This is a genomic window from Bradyrhizobium sp. AUGA SZCCT0160, assembly GCF_018130105.1.
Lineage (GTDB): Bacteria > Pseudomonadota > Alphaproteobacteria > Rhizobiales > Xanthobacteraceae > Bradyrhizobium.
The window spans coordinates 1-13,080 of sequence record NZ_JAFCMD010000036.1 but is presented as its reverse complement, the minus strand read 5'-3'; the positions used below and the strand labels follow the sequence as shown (position 1 = coordinate 13,080).

Annotated in this window: 14 protein-coding genes and 1 tRNA gene; 7 read left to right on the top strand and 8 right to left on the bottom strand. The window is 58.8% G+C overall.

The annotated features are described in order from the left end of the window. Positions 1-149: 149 nt before the first annotated feature. The 3 genes from JQ558_RS34920 to JQ558_RS34910 all read right to left on the bottom strand — a co-directional run bounded on the left by JQ558_RS34920 (position 150) and on the right by JQ558_RS34910 (position 4,493). Positions 150-1,583 (bottom strand): undecaprenyl-phosphate glucose phosphotransferase, encoded by a 1,434-nt coding sequence (locus tag JQ558_RS34920; protein WP_212213735.1) that lies wholly within the window; start codon positions 1,581-1,583, stop codon positions 150-152. A gap of 374 nt (positions 1,584-1,957) precedes the next feature. Then, a complete protein-coding gene (gene galE, locus JQ558_RS34915; RefSeq protein ID WP_212213771.1) occupies positions 1,958-2,971 on the bottom strand; it encodes a UDP-glucose 4-epimerase GalE in 1,014 nt (337 codons plus the stop codon). Positions 2,972-3,173: 202 nt separating this feature from the next. Continuing rightward, the gene (locus tag JQ558_RS34910; RefSeq protein WP_212213738.1) at positions 3,174-4,493 is read right to left on the bottom strand and encodes a UDP-glucose/GDP-mannose dehydrogenase family protein; all 1,320 of its coding nucleotides are present in this window, start codon (positions 4,491-4,493) and stop codon (positions 3,174-3,176) included. On the opposite strand from JQ558_RS34910, the gene JQ558_RS34905 reads away from it, so the two are divergent. The 3 genes from JQ558_RS34905 (at position 4,422) to JQ558_RS34895 (ending at position 6,149) form a co-directional block, all read left to right on the top strand. Then, positions 4,422-4,694: a hypothetical protein gene (locus tag JQ558_RS34905; RefSeq protein WP_212296556.1), complete on the top strand. Its 273-nt coding sequence runs from the start codon at positions 4,422-4,424 to the stop codon at positions 4,692-4,694. The genes JQ558_RS34910 and JQ558_RS34905 overlap by 72 nt on opposite strands. A gap of 180 nt (positions 4,695-4,874) precedes the next feature. Next, entirely contained in the window at positions 4,875-5,165 is a 291-nt protein-coding gene (locus JQ558_RS34900; RefSeq protein WP_212296535.1) for a hypothetical protein, read from the top strand. A gap of 243 nt (positions 5,166-5,408) precedes the next feature. Continuing rightward, positions 5,409-6,149 (top strand): metallophosphoesterase family protein, encoded by a 741-nt coding sequence (locus tag JQ558_RS34895; RefSeq protein WP_212296534.1) that lies wholly within the window; start codon positions 5,409-5,411, stop codon positions 6,147-6,149. A 740-nt stretch (positions 6,150-6,889) separates the two neighbouring features. On the opposite strand, the gene JQ558_RS34890 is transcribed toward JQ558_RS34895, so the two are convergent. Continuing rightward, a complete protein-coding gene (locus JQ558_RS34890) occupies positions 6,890-7,297 on the bottom strand; it encodes a hypothetical protein (protein WP_212213774.1) in 408 nt (135 codons plus the stop codon). 230 nt (positions 7,298-7,527) lie between these two features. Here JQ558_RS34890 and JQ558_RS38025 point away from each other — a divergent pair, with 230 nt between their 5' ends. After that, entirely contained in the window at positions 7,528-7,653 is a 126-nt protein-coding gene (locus JQ558_RS38025) for a hypothetical protein (protein WP_283814206.1), read from the top strand. Between the two features lie 214 nt (positions 7,654-7,867). Here JQ558_RS38025 and JQ558_RS34885 read toward each other — a convergent pair whose 3' ends face one another. Continuing rightward, positions 7,868-8,023, bottom strand: a complete 156-nt coding sequence (locus JQ558_RS34885; protein WP_192738240.1) for a hypothetical protein — start codon at positions 8,021-8,023, stop codon at positions 7,868-7,870. Between the two features lie 287 nt (positions 8,024-8,310). Here JQ558_RS34885 and JQ558_RS34880 point away from each other — a divergent pair, with 287 nt between their 5' ends. Next, on the top strand, positions 8,311-8,463 hold the full coding sequence (locus tag JQ558_RS34880) for a hypothetical protein (RefSeq protein ID WP_212296533.1): 153 nt from the start codon (positions 8,311-8,313) through the stop codon (positions 8,461-8,463). Between the two features lie 183 nt (positions 8,464-8,646). Here the strand turns inward: JQ558_RS34880 and JQ558_RS34875 are convergent, their stop codons facing one another. Next, positions 8,647-9,018, bottom strand: coding sequence for an H-NS family nucleoid-associated regulatory protein (locus JQ558_RS34875; protein ID WP_212296532.1), 372 nt, complete (start codon positions 9,016-9,018; stop codon positions 8,647-8,649). Between the two features lie 492 nt (positions 9,019-9,510). Between JQ558_RS34875 and JQ558_RS34870 the strand changes: the two genes are divergently transcribed. Continuing rightward, entirely contained in the window at positions 9,511-9,678 is a 168-nt protein-coding gene (locus JQ558_RS34870) for a hypothetical protein (protein ID WP_212296531.1), read from the top strand. Positions 9,679-9,826: 148 nt separating this feature from the next. On the opposite strand, the gene JQ558_RS34865 is transcribed toward JQ558_RS34870, so the two are convergent. Both JQ558_RS34865 and JQ558_RS34860 read right to left on the bottom strand, forming a co-directional pair. Then, positions 9,827-10,102, bottom strand: a complete 276-nt coding sequence (locus JQ558_RS34865; RefSeq protein WP_212213752.1) for a hypothetical protein — start codon at positions 10,100-10,102, stop codon at positions 9,827-9,829. 365 nt (positions 10,103-10,467) lie between these two features. Then, positions 10,468-10,544 (bottom strand) — tRNA-Met (locus JQ558_RS34860). Between the two features lie 302 nt (positions 10,545-10,846). Here JQ558_RS34860 and JQ558_RS34855 point away from each other — a divergent pair. After that, complete coding sequence (locus JQ558_RS34855; protein ID WP_212296530.1) at positions 10,847-12,454, top strand: GMC family oxidoreductase N-terminal domain-containing protein; 1,608 nt, start codon at positions 10,847-10,849, stop codon at positions 12,452-12,454. The last annotated feature ends 626 nt before the right edge of the window (positions 12,455-13,080 follow it).

The window sequence follows — 13,080 nt, the reverse complement described above, 5'->3', positions numbered from 1 at the left end:
CCATGACATCAGGCGGAAAAACGCCGCCAAGGACGAGTGCCGCAATCAGGACCCTGCATGATGCTAACAGCATCGGAAAATCTTAGACCAGGAGCCCCGAAAGGCAAAGTCCCGGGATCAGCCGAGCGCGGGACGCCCCCCGTCGCGGCTCAATAGGCATCCTGATACATCATGACCATCGCGGTCCGGATGATGATCCGCATATCCAGCCAAATGCTCCAGTTGCTGACGTACCAGACGTCATACTCGACGCGCTTTTCCATCAGGTCGATGGTCGGCGTTTCGCCGCGGAAGCCGTTGACCTGCGCCCAGCCCGTCAAGCCTGGCTTCATATGATGGCGATACACATAGTTGCTGATCACCTGGTCGTAATAATTGTCATGGGCCAGCGCATGCGGTCGCGGACCGACCAGCGACATTTCCCCGCGCAGCACGTTCCAGAGCTGCGGCAATTCATCGATGCTGGTTTTTCGGAGGAAGCGGCCAACCCGGGTCACCCGCCTGTCCTGCTTGGTCGCCTGGGTAACGGTGTGGCCGTTCTCCGCAACGCTCATGCTGCGAAATTTCCAGATCTCGAAAGGCTTTCCGTTGAAGCCGCGACGGGACTGCCGGAAGATGATGCTGCCCTCTGAATCGAGTTTGATCAAAACCGCTGAGATGATCAACAGTGGCGCCAACATTAAAAGGGCAATCGATGCGAGCCCGATGTCCAGACACCGCTTCTGCGCCCGTTCGAATATCGAGAGCGGCGGCCGCTGAATTTCGATCGCCATCGTTCCGCTGACGGGCATGAACGGCCGCGAAACCAGATCTGCGATCGGGAAATCAGGCAACAGCCGAATCGGCTGCGGAACCTGGCGCAGTCGCTGACTCAGCTTCTGAAGCATCGGCAGTTCGTTCCAGTCGATTGCCAGAAGAAACTCCTCGGCATTCGTCGCGCGCGACTGCCGAATGATGTTCAAAATTTCGGCATCGAGGGCCACGTCATCCTGCGTCGCGTTCAACACGAAATGACGCACGACGTCGAAGCCGTTCTTGCGCAAGTCCTTGAAGCGGTTCGAAGTAAAATCGAGCGGTTTCAGGCTGAGCAGCACGACCCTGCGGTCAATCAAGTGACCCTTTGCAAGCGAAGACGCCAGGCCAATGCGCCAGGCCGCCCGGTGCGCACCCAGGCTGACAAGCCCGGTAATTGCGAACACGATGGTCGTACCGCGCGAAAGGCTCGTCGTCGATTTCAGAAGAAAGGCGATGAGAGCCAGAATCGCCAGCGACATCATCCAGACGAATACAACCTTGCGCGCCTGCCACATTCCGTTGAACAGACGATGGCTGTCGTAGACGCGCTGGAAAAAAGCGATGGCGACGAACGCAACACTGACGATCAGACCCGCGCCAATCGGAACTTCCTGATCGGCCGGCGTCCCCATGAACTGGCGATAGACGACACCCGCCACCAGATAGCTCACCAGGATCAGCAGAAAATCGCCACTGATGAGAAAAACCTGGAAGGGGCGCTGCAGGGATGCGCCACGGCTCGCGATCGTCGCAGAGACGTCTTCGGAACCATATGTTGTTGCAGACATCTCAGGCCCTCGTCACTTCCATCACTGCAACCGTCGAAATCGCTGCAACCACCGAATGTTCTGATTTAAATAACCGGAGGCAACGAGCGATGCCGATTAAATCTCGTGGAGAGATTTCCGACAACGCCTTGAGAGAGTGCTAACCAATCGAAGCGAGAGTGTGGCACCGCACCCAAAAAATCAAATGTATTTTTGCATTGCGTCAATGCGGCAATTAAATGATCAGTCCGTGCTATTTAAATATTCAATATGCGCGCCACATGCGCAACGGACCGTCAAAAACAGGGCAATTTTTTCCCACCGCGTCATAATTCCGGTGTCGCGTCATAATCCTGATAATTATGTGGCGCCGGCGCAGCACGCCCTTCGTGCGCTTATCGAGATCGCGTTTCGGCATCAATGCGGGGATGGGCCAATTGATGCCACGCCCACGAGGACCTCACAACCGTTGCCAGATCCGAGCAAGCGGGACGAAAATCGAGATCGGCGCGAGCTGCCGACGGATCGGCGACCAGAATGGGCGGATCACCGGGCCGACGCGGCTTTGTCACCAGTGGAAGGTTAAGGCCTGTTTCGCGCTCGATGGCCGCCAGCACCTGGCGCACCGAGAATCCAGAACCCGTACCGAGATTGTAGCGACCGCCCGGAGAGCCGTTCAGCAGGGCATCGAGGGCACGAACATGCGCTGCAGCCAGATCCACCACGTGAATGTAGTCGCGTATCGCCGTACCATCCGGGGTCTCATAATCATCCCCGAAAATCGCGAAGTCGCTGACATGACCTTGCAGGGTCATCATCGCGCGGGGAATGAGATGGGTTTCCGGATCGCGAAGTTCGCCGATTGATCCCGACACTTCCGCGCCACAGGCGTTGAAATAGCGCAGACAAAACGAATTCATGCCATAGGCGGCGCGATAGTCCGCCAGGATCTGCTCGATCATCCATTTCGAGACGCCGTAAGGGTTCACGGCAACGCCGGCGGCGCCCTCACTGATCGGATCGCGACCCGCATTGCCGTAGACGGCTCCGGTACTCGAAAAAACCAGGCGGCGGCATTTCTGCTCGAGCATCGCTTTCAACAGCGACAATGTCCCGCATACATTGTTCAGATAGTATTTCTGGGGCGCGGTGACGGATTCACCCACCTGGCTGAATGCAGCAAAATGCATCACGGCGACGACGTCGTGGGACGCTATCGCTTCGGCTACTCGCGGCGTGTCACTGACGTCGCCCTCGACAAAAGGACCCCACTTCACGAAGCTGCGGTGACCGGTCGACAGGTTATCGAAGCATACAGGGACGTAGCCGGCCTCAGACAAAGCCTTGCAGCAGTGCGCGCCGATATAACCGGCTCCTCCGGTCACAAGAATGGCAGGGCGTTGGGACACTGGTTTCTCCACGAGAGCAGTACCTGGATTCAGACGCGGTAGTTGGCTTCAGGCTGACGTTGGCATCGCGTTCATGCAGAGCGTTTTCCCGCGAAGGATGCCCTCGGACTTGATCCGTGGGGCGGATTCCGGTTCGCGTGAAGAAAACGCGTCAAAACAACAAATAGAGCCCCGTTCCGATTCTATCGGAACGGAAAAGGCTCTAGCCCGCGGCTTTCGTTTGGCGCCCGACGCTCTGGTACAGGAATCCCCTGCCGGTCAGATCGTCCGGATTGTATACGTTTCGCAGATCGATCACGACCGGAGCCGCCATCTCCTGCTTTAGCCGATCGAGATCGAGGGCTCGAAATTGCTCCCACTCGGTCACGATGACCAATGCGTCGGCACCCTCGGCGCAGCTGTAGGCATTCTCGTGATACTCGATGTCAGGCATCTCCAATCGGGCCTGTTCCATGCCGACCGGATCAAACGCCCGAACCGTCGCGCCCAAGTCGCGGAGCGCCGTAATCAGCGGGATCGAGGGGGCCTCTCTCATGTCGTCGGTATTGGGCTTGAAGGTCAAGCCGAGGACAGCAACTGTTTTTCCGCGAAGGTTGCCGCCGAACGGCGCGGCCACCTTGCGCGCCATGGCGCGTTTGCGGGTGTCGTTGACCGAATTCACCGCTTCCAGAATCCTTAGCGGAACGTCGTAGTCCTGCGCAGTCTTGATCAGCGCACGGGTGTCCTTGGGAAAACACGAGCCACCGTAACCAGGACCGGCATGAAGGAATTTCGATCCGATGCGATTGTCCAAACCTATGCCGCGGGCAATCTCCTGAACGTCCGCGCCGACCTTTTCCGCGAGATCGGCGATTTCGTTGATGAAGGTGATCTTGGTAGCCAGAAATGCATTGGCCGCATACTTGATGAGCTCGGCGGTACGGCGCCCGGTGTACATGATCGGCGCCTGGTTCAAATAAAGCGGCCGGTAGATCTCGCCGATCACCTTGCGCGCGCGTGGATTTTCGGTGCCCACGACGATGCGGTCCGGATGCTTGAAGTCACGCACGGCCGCGCCTTCGCGCAGAAACTCCGGGTTCGATGCGACGGCGACATCGGCCGCCGGATTCACCTGCTCGATGATTCGCTCGACCTCGTCGCCTGTGCCCACCGGGACGGTCGATTTCGTGACGATGACGGTAAAGCCCCGGACGGATTTCGCAATTTCACGCGACGCCGCATAAACATAGCTGAGATCCGCATGACCATCGCCGCGCCGCGACGGCGTTCCGACCGCGATAAAGACAACGTCGGCTTCGCCTACCGGTCCCGCAAGGTCGGTCGTGAAGACGAGCCGGCCTTCGCGCGCATTGGTTTGGACAACGCGGTCAAGGTCGGGCTCGAATATCGGAATTTCGCCGCGCTGTAGCGATGCGATCTTGGCCTCGTCCTTGTCCACGCAGGTGACGTGGTGTCCAAAGTCGGCGAAACAGGCACCCGAAACCAATCCAACGTATCCCGTTCCCACAACAACAACGCGCATGAGCTGAGCACTTTCTTTTTCCGGTATTTAATTCCCGACAGCGAAGGCTTTAAATTAACCATGGAAGCGGGTCAAACCTGCCCCTTCGATTTGAGGAGTCTGCCCGATTTCCTGGCGGTGGGCGCAAAATCCGGGATTGTCCTGCAAACGCAACACTCACACGAAACAAACGGTCTCGAAGGAAGCGACGCTGGAAATTAAATGCGCAACGTTGATCGGTTCAACCCGATCCAGAAAATTTACTGCGCTGAGTGGCCCGTCGGCGCGCACCCCTGGCAACCGGCTTGGGATCAGAATTTCAAGCAATTTCAATGGCTAAATTAAGCCAATTTTAGGGAGGCCGACGTTAGAAAACACTGTAGTTTGTATGGAGTAGGTGGTGTGACCACGCTGGCCATTTGCAGTGCGTTGATTGGATTGGTGCTTGGAATTCGATTCCGGTTTCTGGTTCTGGTGCCCATTCTTTTCGTTGGGTCAATTTCACTAGCGGCGATTTCGATGACCCACGGCCAGACCCTGCTCCAGGCAATTTCAGCGATAGTGATTTTCGCAGCGCTTCTGCAGGTTGGATACGCATGCACAGCGCTGCTGAGGTCCTTCGTAATGGCTCCCCGTGCCAACCGGACCGTGCCCCATGCCGCCGCCGGGGTTGTTGTTGTCCGGAAGTCCTGATCCTCACTAGGGGCCGATTGCAATCCACCACACAACGCGCGTCTGCCGGACTACGACCTGATCCGGAGCGTCGCCGTCAGGCTACGACGTTGGGCGGCTTGCGTCGAACACCCTGACAATAACCCGTACGGCGTCCTGCCAAGACGGCGCCAGGATCGTATATATTCATCCCAGGCGATTAATGCCAAGGTGAGGATTCGCGTGGCCTCGGGCCCGGAACGCCTTTGAGAGTATATTATCCCGATGTTGTCAGCACTGCGCCATGCGAAGCCGTTGGCGAAGCCAAGGTTGCCGGACGGGGTTCGCATATACGCCATCAGCGACATTCACGGCTGCGCACATCTACTTGAACAAATGCTCCGGGTCATCGACGCCGACGTTGCACACAGCAGGCCACGTCACGCGATAGAAGTCTTCATGGGCGATTACATCGACCGCGGTCCGGATTCGCGCTCAACGCTCGACCTACTGATTGAACGTTCGCATCGCGGAAACGCGGTCTTCCTGAAGGGCAATCACGAAGCCTTTCTTGACGACGTCTTTCGCGATCCCGGCCGCATGGGGAATTGGTTTCAGGTCGGCGGACTGGAAACATTGATGTCCTACGGACTCTCGCCGTCGGTAAATCCAGACGGCGATGAGCAGCATGCATTGATGAGAGAGCTAGCCGAGGTCATGCCGGCGCGCCATCGCGACTTTCTGGGGCGCTTGCGCCTGAACTTCTCTTGCGGCGATTTCTTTTTTGTTCATGCAGGTGTTCGGCCGGGCATCCGGCTGGCTGAGCAGCGGGAGGAAGACCTGCTTTGGATCCGAGAGGATTTTCTGCAGCATAAGAAGCGGTTCAGCAAATATATTGTTCATGGTCATACGCCGGTTCGCAGTGCAGAGATTTTGGCAAACCGCGCCAACATAGATACGGGCGCCTACGCGACCGGCAATTTGACCCTGCTCTCGATTCAGGGTTCCAGCCTGCTGGCCGTCTGAGCATTGCACTGCGGGGCGTGCGAGGAAGTGCTTCGCGCGCGCCCTTGTCCTGCTTTCCTTCGCTCTCCTCGGCCGGGCACCTGAGAGCTGCCCCCGCCTTCCCTTGTTAAAATCGGCATAAGCGAGGTTTCCGGAGGCCGCCGGGTTCCATGATTTCGTGTAAATTTTCCGGCGCGCCACGTCGCTGACCTTTGCCGGCCACCGAAACGCGAGCGACGTTCGCACGGCGCCTAAGGAGATGGGCTGGTGTTGGCGCCGGCTCCATGCCGTCCGAGGCGGCGGCCCCTGTCAGGAAACTGCGGATTGCCCAGAACTCAGGCTGGGAAGCTGACCGTACTTCAACTACGATTAAAATAATCACGCGCGAAGCCACGGCTATCGGGCGGCAAAAAAAACGGGAGGATGTCCTATGCGAGTTGGGATCGAGATCAATTTCGCCCTTTGGGGCATGATCATTTGTGCTGTCATCGAGGCGCGTCAGACCTTCGCGTTCCTGTAAACGCCTTGGATTGCAGGCGGCGCCCTGGATTGCAGGCGGCGCCCGGGATTGCAGGCGGCGCCTTGCCTGAAGGCCGCTCCAGAACGAGCCCGGCGCAAGGTTCCTTGCCGCCGATCCGCGCGATCAATGGCGCTTGGCAAGGCGTACAGCCTCGAATCAGAGCCGGTGGCCTTGGGGCAGAGACTGATACTGATCCAGGCAGCAGGCGATCCCCGAAACGGCGCAGCGGCCCGCGCCCCGCTTACGTGGGGGACTTGAAGTCCGGAAACCGGCTAAGCAACGCAGCCTTCAAGAACTTGAAATGGGCTATCGTTGTCGCAAGTTCCTGAAGCCGGCGCTGTCCGTTGGAGATCTCGTTGCCGAACAAGGTCTGGTGGTGGCTGTCGAGTGCGTCGCGCTCAAGGTATTCGTCGGTGCCATTTCCGAATGTCACCGCAGCACGGGCCAGGACGTCCTCGACGCGCCGGCTTAGCCCCGATTGCTCCTGCTCCGCCTCGCGAATGGACGTATCCAACGCGCCCAGAATGGAGCTCACCCGTAACCGGTCGGTGTCGAGATCACGTCCGGCCGACCGAACCCTGAAAGCCTGGTCGCCCGATCGATCGCCTGCATGCCTTTGCGCGCGAGTCCGCGAGAGCAGCTGAAACATCATTTAATGCCCGTCCCGTTGGCGCCGCCACGGCAGCATAATGCCCCAGGTCACTCGAACCTGGTTAACAATGATTTAATTTCGGAGACAGCTCTGTGGGCATCAGGCGTCTTCCCTTCAAATGTCGTTGATCTGGGGTTCCGGCTCGCACGATCGCGGCAAGCATCGATGCCGCTCAAGGCACCCCTCGATCATTGCTCGGATCTGCGCAAGCCAGGATCTGCCGGTCCATGCCGTCGATGCCCGTGCTCGCGCTGATGGACGCGATCCTGCTGCTCGGGGAGCTTTCGCCATACCTCGCGCGAAATTTTTCGTTCATGGCCTTCGACGCGGACGATCAAGAGCTCACCGTCTGAGCGAACAAAGGACGCGACCGCACCGTCCCACAGCTTAGCCAGGAAAATGTCCGCCATTCACGCTCCCATAACTCCGATCGCCCGCGCAGCCCGTCTTGCGGCACCGATACTTTGATGGTTGATATTTGACATGCCTGCCGCTCGCGCGCGTGGCGCCCATGGAAAGCGATTCGACCGAATCCGAATCCACCGGACCCTGCATCCTGCCTGTCGGTCAGGAAAGAAGCCAGGTCACCAGGTTCAAAAAGATGGAGCCCAGAAAGTACATCCACACCGCCATCACCAGCAGTATCAGCCCAAGGAATCCTCCCGTGAAAAACTTCTCTTTGGCCCTGACAACAAACGGGATTCTTTCCGGCCGCTGCAGCATTTTGGCGCGCTCTTTTTGTTTGGAGAATTGAGAATGAGGTGCTGAACTTGAACAGCTCGTGGCACACCCTCTAGTGGCGCACTGTGTTCAGTAAATGTCGATCGGCTCGGCGATCAAATAAAAATCTGATTCCCAATCCAAATGTGATTTGGGCAGTTGAATTTTAAAATTTGATCGGAGTAATATCTATTTAAATGTCGGGAGCAAGATGACTCTCGCGAGTTGGCATCTTCGTCCGTTAGCCTTCTCCTCGACGGACAAAACTTCCTGATATTCGCGGATCGATCATGCAGCAGGCGTCCCTGAGCGACAGATATGTGGATTTTGCCAATCACTGCCTGCAGCTGGCCACCACGACGACCGATGAACAATCGCGCCGGATGCTGCGCGAGATGGCAACCGAATGGCTCGAACTGGCCGAGGTGGCACTGGCCGGCTAGGCCGTCGACCGGCGAGGCGGGAAGATGATTTCCAGCGTTCAGCCGGCTCGTTTCGCGCCCACTCGCTGCGCGCTCGACGCAGTTACCCCTGCGCGGCAGGCGCAGCGTATGGGCCGGTCGATTTGCGGCGCGCTGAATGACGTCCGCGGCTGCGAACGTGCGTTGGGCCCGAACTTCTGCGGTCTACCGGGTGCTCGCGCGCTTGCGCTTGACGCGATCAATCAGAAAATCATTCATCTTCTTGCCGGCCTTGAGCTGCAAGACCATCCAGCGCGGCTGCTTGCCTCGGCCGGCCCACGTTTCGGACGGATCTGATGGATTCTGGAATTTGGGAAGCACTGGAGGATATTTTCGGCGAACGGCTCGCCGTTCCGCAACTTGCCGATCCGGCCGTTTGATTTTCGCCATCATGCCGCTGTTGAGCTTCGCAAGGCGTTGCTCCAGCTCACGTTTTTCACTCGTTATTTTTTCGGCCAGGATATTGCCGACCTGCTCATGGAGCGCCCACAACTCATCCATGGAAAATGACGAGAGATTGAATTTGCGAAGCTTCATTTCTTCTCCCTGCAATATTTTTTCTGGCGACTTATTTGTTCGCTCAGGTGTATTCCCATTCAATACTCCGCAAAATTACCACATTTGATTATGGGAAAAACGGGGTCGCACCAAAAAAGTTTTGCGCAGGAGGCAATTTGGAGGATAAATTTGCCCGCTACAACATCCTCTGGTTGCTTATTTTTAATGCCACAACCCCTGGACTAGCTGAAGCCGGGGCAAATCGGAATCCGGCTCGACATCATCCCGATCGGGGCCTTTTGAATACCAGTGGCCCGGGACCAGCATCTAGGCGTGCGCGACCGATATGCGCCAAGAAGCGCTACAGGGTTTGGCGTCCATGTGACCGGACCTGTCGGCATGCACCTCGCAACCGGGTGCGGAAACGCGCCCCCCGACTTTTCAAGCGACAGCGACGATCGAAACGATGCCCTAACGCATTCGCCCGTTTGCGCGGAGCCTGCCGGGCTCCGGAGGCGCGAGCGCTTGCCGTTGTCGAAGCGATATCGCCCGGCGCAAGGCCAGATTCTCCTCGAGCTGCTGGGCGAGTTGCAGACGCGTCTCGTAGATATTGCGGAGGGAGGAATCCTGCAGCTGAATTTCACGTCCAAGGTGTTCACCGACGGAAAAATCCTGTTCGTCATCACATCGCATTGGTGAACTCATCTGCTATTCCACTTTGTTAGGCGGGCTGTATTGCGCATAGATACGACAAGAAAGAGACAGGCATGCGGTTCCGGCTCACAGAAAATAAAATGCATGTGATGGAGTGTGCCGGATCTGACGACAGCGCATTTGACCCATGCAATCAGCGAGGAGGAACTGTGGCTTTCGACTGACCTTCCGCTGCGAGCCACGCATTCCAGCCGGTTTCGTGCTTGCGATAAAGCTCCAGCCAGCGCTTCTCTTCGGGCGTTGTTGGTTCGTCATCAAAGCTCCACGCGCCATCGCCTGAGGGGTTATCAAGCGAAAGCTGATCCAGCCGTTCGAACTCACTCGTCTCCTCTACCGTCAGTCCGATGAGGGTACAGGGTTGAGAGGCACCGGCTTGATATCGTCTTGGAAAGATTCGTTCATTACTCATGCGCACCACTCCCACCAAGCGGCCCCGCGTGATGCTAACCTGTTCGTGCACAGGTTTCGTGGTGAAAGAGTCGTCTGTCATCGGAAGATTTAGGCAGCGCATTGCTTCACTCATGGGCGATCGAGTTGGACGGACTGTCAAGCATGAGGCCTACGGAGATTGGCTTGCGCAAATCAGTCGCTGGTTGAGAGTTTGCACGCTGCGGTAGCGCAGCAGGAGCGCCTTGAGACGATTCCGCGAATCGCCTGCGTATCGCTGCCACCGATTTGACGCCGCGCGATTCGCCCGCACGGGAATGGCCTGATGGCCGGGATCGGTGCCCCAAAGAAAAACCCTTCCAGGTCGATGACCTGGAAGGGCGATCTTGGTTGCGGGGATAGGATTTGAACCTATGACCTTCAGGTTATGAGCCTGACGAGCTACCGGGCTGCTCCACCCCGCGTTAAACCGTTGCGCGCCTTCCCAAAAACCGAACCCGAAGCGAACGCGGCCAACGCTTTTGGGCGTCGATCGATCCCGGCCAGAGGCTTCCTGAGAAGGCAACCCGGGCAATGCCCCTGGGTGCGAGGGGTATGTATCAACGCAAGCCTGCTTTGGAAAGGGCCATGGTGCGGTTTTTGAGGTTTTTGTGACGCCAAAAACGGCACGAAACGGCCTCGGGAAGCCGCCCTTGCCATTAAAGGCGCAAAAGCGGAACTTTGGCGCAACAAAAGTCCACAAAAACTTCATTATTGGGGGCGGCGCGTGACGGATACCTTCGACTTCGTGGTGGTGGGCGGCGGCTCCGGCGGCTGCACGGTGGCGGGACGGCTTTCGGAGGACCCGCAGACGTCGGTGGCGCTGCTGGATGCCGGAGGCAAGAACGACAATTGGGTGGTCACCACGCCGTTCGCGCTGGCGCTGATGGTGACCGGCAACATCAACAATTGGGCCTTCAACACCGTGCCGCAGGCCGGCCTCAACGGCCGCATCGGCTATCAGCCGCGCGGCAAGGGGCTCGGCGGCTCGTCCGCGATCAACGCCATGGTCTATATCCGCGGCCACCGCAGCGACTACGACCAATGGGCCTCGCTCGGCAATGCCGGCTGGTCGTTCTCCGACGTGCTGCCCTATTTCAAGCGTGCGGAAAACAACGCCGATTTCGACGGCGAGTATCACGGCAAGGACGGCCCGCTCGCGGTCAACAAACTGCGCACCGAGAATCCGGTGCAGCAGATCTTCCTGCAGGCGGCGCAGGAAGGCCAATTCCGGATCCGCGAGGATTTCAACGCCGAGGAGCATGAAGGCCTCGGCATCTACCAGGTCACACAGAAGAACGGCGAACGCTGGAGCGCGGCGCGCGCCTATATCCATCCGCATATGAATAGCCGCGCCAACCTGCGCGTCGAGACCACCGCGCAAGCCACGCGCATCCTGTTCGAGGGCAAGCGCGCGGTCGCCGTCGAATACCGCCAGGGCAAGGAATTGAAGCAGCTCCGCGCCCGGCGCGAGGTGATCGTCGCCTCCGGCGCGTTTCAGACCCCGCAACTGCTGATGCTGTCCGGCGTCGGCGACAGCGCTGATCTTGGCAAGCACGGCATCGCAAGCGTGCATCATTTGCCCGGCGTCGGACAGAACCTGCAGGACCATCCTGACTTCGTGTTCGGCTACCTGTCCGACAATCCTAATTTTAACGGCCTCTCGCTCAAGGCACTGCCACGGTTGCTGCGCGGTATCCGCCAGTACCGGCGCGAGCGCCGCGGGCCGATGACCTCGAATTTCGCCGAATGCGGCGGCTTCCTGAAAACCCGGCCCGACCTCGAGGTGCCCGATGTGCAATTGCATTTCGGCATGGCGCTGACCGACGATCACGGCCGCAAACGGCACAAGGGCACGGGCTTCTCCCTCCACGTCTGCCAACTGCGGCCGAAGAGCCGCGGCCAAGTCGCGCTCGCCAGCGCCGATCCTTTTGCGCCGCCGTTGATCGATCCGAATTTCCTCGGCCACCCCGACGATCTCGAAACCATGGTCGGCGGCTACAAAATCGCAAAACGGTTGCTGGACACCCCGGCGCTGCGCGCGCTGCAGAAACAGGACATGTTCACCGCGGGCGTGCGCACCGACGACGACATCCGCAAGCTGCTGCGCGAGCGTGTCGACACCGTCTACCACCCGGTCGGCACCGCCAGGATGGGCGTTGGCGACCCGATGGCGGTGGTCGATCCCAGGCTGAAAGTGTACGGCATGGAAGGCCTGCGCATCGTCGACGCCTCCGTGATGCCGACCCTGATCGGCGGCAACACCAATGCGCCGACGATCATGATCGGCGAGAAGGCGGCCGATATGATCAAGGCGGAGATGCGGGCGGGGTGATCCACGTCGTCATCCGCGGGCAGCCACCACCATTCGTGGTCCCGGCCTTGAGCTCAGATGCGCAATTGCGCATCGGGGGACCCATACCGCGTGATGCTCATTGTTGTAGAAGGTCTCTAACGCCAGCGTTTTCACCGATAGGCCGCGGAGTATGGGTCCCGGGTCAAGCCCGGGACGACGGCGGTGTTTGTTGTTGCACCTTATCCCAAACGCAGCTTCGCGATCTCGCGACGCATGGCGCCCGAGCTTTGCTGGAAACTTCCCGCCCTCTTCAAACAGAGGGCGCAGGGAAGACCGGGTGCGCGCTGCACCCGCGGTCCCGTGTGCGGTTTGCACAAAACAAAATGCACACGAGCATACAGGGCAGCGGAGAACACCCGGCCTTCCCTGCGCAATGGCTTTACGGCTTATGCCGTGATCTCCCCGGAGACGAGTTCTTGGTTGACTCCGTCGCTGCCGGTTCAGCTCACGCTTCTCCGGCAACTTGACGCCTGCAACGGGCGCCAGGACCACACGGTTTTGCCGTACGCTTATCCACGCCGTCGTCTCAGCGTAAACCAGCGTCCACCGCAACCCGCCCAACGTCCGTGACGACGGCCGACGCCCTTCTGAGTAGGACGGGATGG

Excerpts from the sequence above, each read along its gene's own strand:
- JQ558_RS34920 (WP_212213735.1), bottom strand. The coding sequence starts at position 1,583 with ATGTCTGCAACAACATATGGTTCCGAAGACGTCTCTGCGACGATCGCG.
- JQ558_RS34885 (WP_192738240.1), bottom strand. The coding sequence starts at position 8,023 with ATGCTGCAGCGGCCGGAAAGAATCCCGTTTGTTGTCAGGGCCAAAGAG.
- JQ558_RS34890 (WP_212213774.1), bottom strand. The coding sequence starts at position 7,297 with ATGTTTCAGCTGCTCTCGCGGACTCGCGCGCAAAGGCATGCAGGCGAT.
- JQ558_RS34865 (WP_212213752.1), bottom strand. The coding sequence starts at position 10,102 with ATGAGTAATGAACGAATCTTTCCAAGACGATATCAAGCCGGTGCCTCT.
- JQ558_RS34895 (WP_212296534.1), top strand. The coding sequence starts at position 5,409 with ATGTTGTCAGCACTGCGCCATGCGAAGCCGTTGGCGAAGCCAAGGTTG.
- JQ558_RS34875 (WP_212296532.1), bottom strand. The coding sequence starts at position 9,018 with ATGAAGCTTCGCAAATTCAATCTCTCGTCATTTTCCATGGATGAGTTG.
- JQ558_RS38025 (WP_283814206.1), top strand. The coding sequence starts at position 7,528 with ATGCCGTCGATGCCCGTGCTCGCGCTGATGGACGCGATCCTGCTGCTC.
- JQ558_RS34880 (WP_212296533.1), top strand. The coding sequence starts at position 8,311 with ATGCAGCAGGCGTCCCTGAGCGACAGATATGTGGATTTTGCCAATCAC.
- JQ558_RS34910 (WP_212213738.1), bottom strand. The coding sequence starts at position 4,493 with ATGCGCGTTGTTGTTGTGGGAACGGGATACGTTGGATTGGTTTCGGGT.